Raw genomic sequence first — 3861 nt, 5'->3', positions numbered from 1 at the left:
GACCCGTGCTCCGGTCGCAGGATCACGCGCCGTTCCAGGCGCAGGCTCTCCGCGTACTCGCCGGGGGCGACGAGGATTTCGGCGCCGGCGGGCGCGGCGGCGAGCGCGGCCCCGATGTCGCGGTGGGTGCCGCGACCCTTGGGGCCGACGCGCATGATCGGTGTGCTCATCAGCCACCTGTTCCTGTTCCGGGCAGCAGGTTGTCGTTCGAGTGCACACCGGGCCGGTCGCCGATCCAGTGGACGGCCTGGGGACCGAAAATCAGGAGCGAGGCGAGCTTGTCGAGGAACTTGCCCACCCCGCCGACCACGAAGATGTCCCCAGGGCCCTGGCGGTGGATCAATCGGCTTCCCATCGAGTGCTGCACCAGGGTACGGAACGCGCCGACCGAGATGGTGTCGAGGAGCCCGCCGACGCTGGACGCGAGGCCGGACAGCGCGGCGTCGCGGCCGGTGAGCTTGATGATCGCGCCGTCCGCGCCGCGGACCCCGAAGACGGCGGCCTGCGCCGCGCCGCTGACCATGCCGGCCACCGGGCCGACGGCCAGCCCGAGGGCGAACTCGTACGTGCCGCCGCGCCAGCGGACCGGGCGCTCGTTGGCCCCCCACTCGGTGTTCCAACTGTCGTCGTTGGGCCGCCAGCTGCCCGACTGTCCGTAGTCGATGTTCGACCAGTACACCTTCCACCCACCGCGGTTGGCGGACATGTGCGCCGCCGAGACCAAGCCCTTGTTCATCGAGCTGAGCGCGGCGCCGAACGCGGCGCGCCCGACGTCCACCGCGCTCAGTCCGCCACCGGAGAGGAACCGCACCAGCGACAGCACGACGAGGTTCACGGTGAAGTCGAGCAGGAACTCGTGCGACATGTCGATGCCGATGGACTGGATCGCCTTGAGGACGAACGGCGTCGGGATCGCCTCGCCGTCCACGGACGGGCCGAATTCCCAACGGTTCGCCTCGCGGTACGTGCGGTTCAGGCCGCGGTACTCGTTGGCGATGCCGGTGAAGTGCGTTTCGCGCCCGACGATGGTGCCGACGCCGTTGGCGTCGTACTCGGTGACGTACCCGGCGATCGAGCGGTCGTTGATCAGCGTGACGCCGTCGACGTCGTAGCGCCGCCCGTGCTTGTTGAAGGCGTTCGTCTCCAGGAACGTGCCGTCCGGCAGTCGCATCTTCGTCTGCGCGAGGATGCCCTGGTCGGACTCCTGCCAGATGCGCGAGTCGAACGCGGTGGTGGGGGTGGGGCTGTAGTCGCGGACCCGGAACGGCGAGTCGGTGAAGAAGTCCCGCAGCCAGTTGGTCGACTTGGGCGCCGGAATCTCCTGGATGATCCGGTTCTCCGGGCCGGTGATCCGGTCGGACCAGCGCGCGCCCTTCGCCCAGCCCGGCAGTTCGTTGCCGTTCGTGTCGAACCAGTGCCGGACCCGGTCGTCGACGCCGTTGCCGAAGGACATGATGTTGCCGTCGGCGTCGATCTTGTTCCAGTGCCACACCTCGTTGCCCTGGGCGTCGGCGCCGCGCCACGCCTGCACACTCACGCCCCCGCCGAGTTGCCGGTGGTCGCGGATGAGACTGTTGTTCGCGTCGAAGTCCTGGTAGGACTCGCGGTCCCAGTGCCACGGCGTGATCTGCCGCTCGAACGCGGTCGTGCGCAGGCCGGAGAGGTTCGGGTCGGCCGCGTCGTGCCAGCGGAACTTGCTCGTGTTCGAGCCCATGGTGCCGACGATGTCGAGGTGCCCGGCCCCATTGGGGTTGGGGAAGGAGTCCGAGCGGCCGACCACGACGCCGTGGTGGTCGTACATGGTCCAGTTGCCGCGGCCGGGGTCGATGCCGGTGCGGGTGTTCGGCGTGAGGTCCCCGGCGCCGTCGTTGTGCCTGGGCCGGTAGTCGATGAACGTGCCGTCGGCGAAGCCGGTCCGCACCACGGTCCAGTTCTTGGCGCCGGGGCTGTACCAGTCGCCGTCGTCCAGGTCGTTGGTGAAGCGGTCCTGCCAGGTGATCTCTTTCCCGCCCGCGCCCGGGGTCGGGACGAAGTCGCCCGCGACGTTCGTGCGATGGCCCTGGAGGCCGCCGACGCCCTCGGACCACGGAATGTAGCCGGGCCGATGCGCCACCGGCGCCCCGGCGTTCGGGCCCGCGTGCACGGTGGGCAGCGGTACGTCGCCGACGGTGAGGGTGCCGCCGTTGAGCAGCGGTCGCGTCTCGCGGACGATGTCGCCGTTGCTCGCGACGTCGATCACCGTCTTGTTGTTGGTGGTGAACTGCACACCGCGGGTGAGCGCGTCCCCGCTCGCCGGTTCCTGGGTCCACGTCCCCACCCGCAAATGGCTGTCGTGGGCCAGCCACGGGTGCCGGGTGAGGTCGGTCGCGCGGATGTCGGCGCTGAACAGGTTGCGGAACATCACCGGCGGCCGCTGCTCGGCGAACCGGACGACCTGGAGGAAGTCGCCGTTGTGCAGCGTCTTGCCGAATCCGTTGACGTTGCCGTCCGGGTGCCGGTCGATGAAGTCGCGCTTGGGGACGCCGTTCGGGGTCATGTCGATCTGGTGGTAGCGGCGCACGTTGTCCAGACCGAACTGGAAACGACCGAACTTCTCCTGGGACGTGATGATTTCGTTGGTGATCGGGTGGTTCATCTTGTCGGTCCAGCCTCGCCCCGGTCCCCAGTACCGGGTGCCGGACGCGATCGGCCGGAAGTCGGCGTCGTAGCGCACCCAGGTGGTGTCGGCGAAACTCTGCAGGGCCGGCACGTTGTCCATTTTGGCCAGTACGTGGCCGCCGTCCGCGCTGATCTGGAAGTGCCGGACGCGGATGTCGCCGCCCACCCACGTCTTGACGTCGAACCAGCTGCGGGTGCTCTCGCCCCAGTGCCGCTTGCCGTGCTGCACCAGGTTGCCGATCGGGCCGAACTCCGCCCACGTTCCGCGCTGATCGAACACGCTGAAGGCGCCGAGCGTGGCGGGGGTGTGGTGCGCGTCGAGCGTGCCGAAGTCGGACAGGGGCCTGCGTTCGAACACGGTGACCTTGAGGTGGTCGATCAGGTGGACCCGGCCCGCCTGCGCGCCCTGCATGTCCACCGGGCCGCCCTCGAACCACTTTTGGGTCGCGGGCCCGGGCACCGGTATGCCGTGGCCGTCGGTCTTGATCAGCGACCAGGTGGGCTCGCCGCCCGCCGGGTGGGTGATCTCGAAGTGTCGGCTCGGGTCGATGTCGCCCCGGGCACCGACGATGTCGATCCGCTGGAACTCCAGCCGCCCGCCCGCGTCGAAAAGCCGGAACTCGTGCGCCTGGACGCCGACGCCGTCGACCCGGTATCCGCCGCCCTCCTGCCGGATCACCCGCAGGTCCGGGAGCGCGTCGAGGTTGCCGTTCAGGACCCGCAGGCCGTCACCCGTGGTTTGCAGGAGCTGCACCCGCGCCGGGTTACCGAACTTCGCGTCCGACAGTTCGATCACGTCGAACCGGTGTGCGCCGGCGTTGTCGGTCACCCGCAGGACGTTGAAGTGGCCGTCGCCGTGCGGTACCTCGTGCGGGGTCGCGACGAGGTCGAGTCCACCGGTCCGGTCGAACAGGCGGAACCCGCCGTCGGCGCCGCCGAGACGGAAGCCGCCGCCGTTGCGGGTGTGCACCGTGACGTTCGGGACCTCGGCCAGATTGCCGTCGACCAGAGTCTGTGCTCCACCGGGGTGCACACGGATGTTCTCCGGCAGCGCGACGCCTCGGCCGTCGGTGAGCCGCAGCACCCGGAAGTCGAACGTGCCGGTGTCCGAGAAGACCCGGATCGACGCGTCGTCGGCGACGTGGAACGTGCCGTCGGGGCGGGCGAGCACCGCGCCGCCGAGGTCGCCGCCGTCCGCGTTCT

Annotated in this window: 1 protein-coding gene; it reads right to left on the bottom strand. The window is 69.7% G+C overall.

Annotated features, from left to right (window positions below):
• Positions 1-169: 169 nt before the first annotated feature.
• Positions 170-3861, bottom strand: a 3692-nt coding sequence (locus GT354_RS47110; protein ID WP_161363887.1) for a hypothetical protein, incomplete at its 5' end; no start/stop codon positions are given.

This window comes from Streptomyces sp. SID3343, from assembly GCF_009865215.1.
Classification (GTDB): domain Bacteria; phylum Actinomycetota; class Actinomycetes; order Streptomycetales; family Streptomycetaceae; genus Embleya.
The sequence above is the reverse complement of the archived record's forward strand: the minus strand, read 5'-3'. Positions and strand labels throughout refer to the sequence as shown.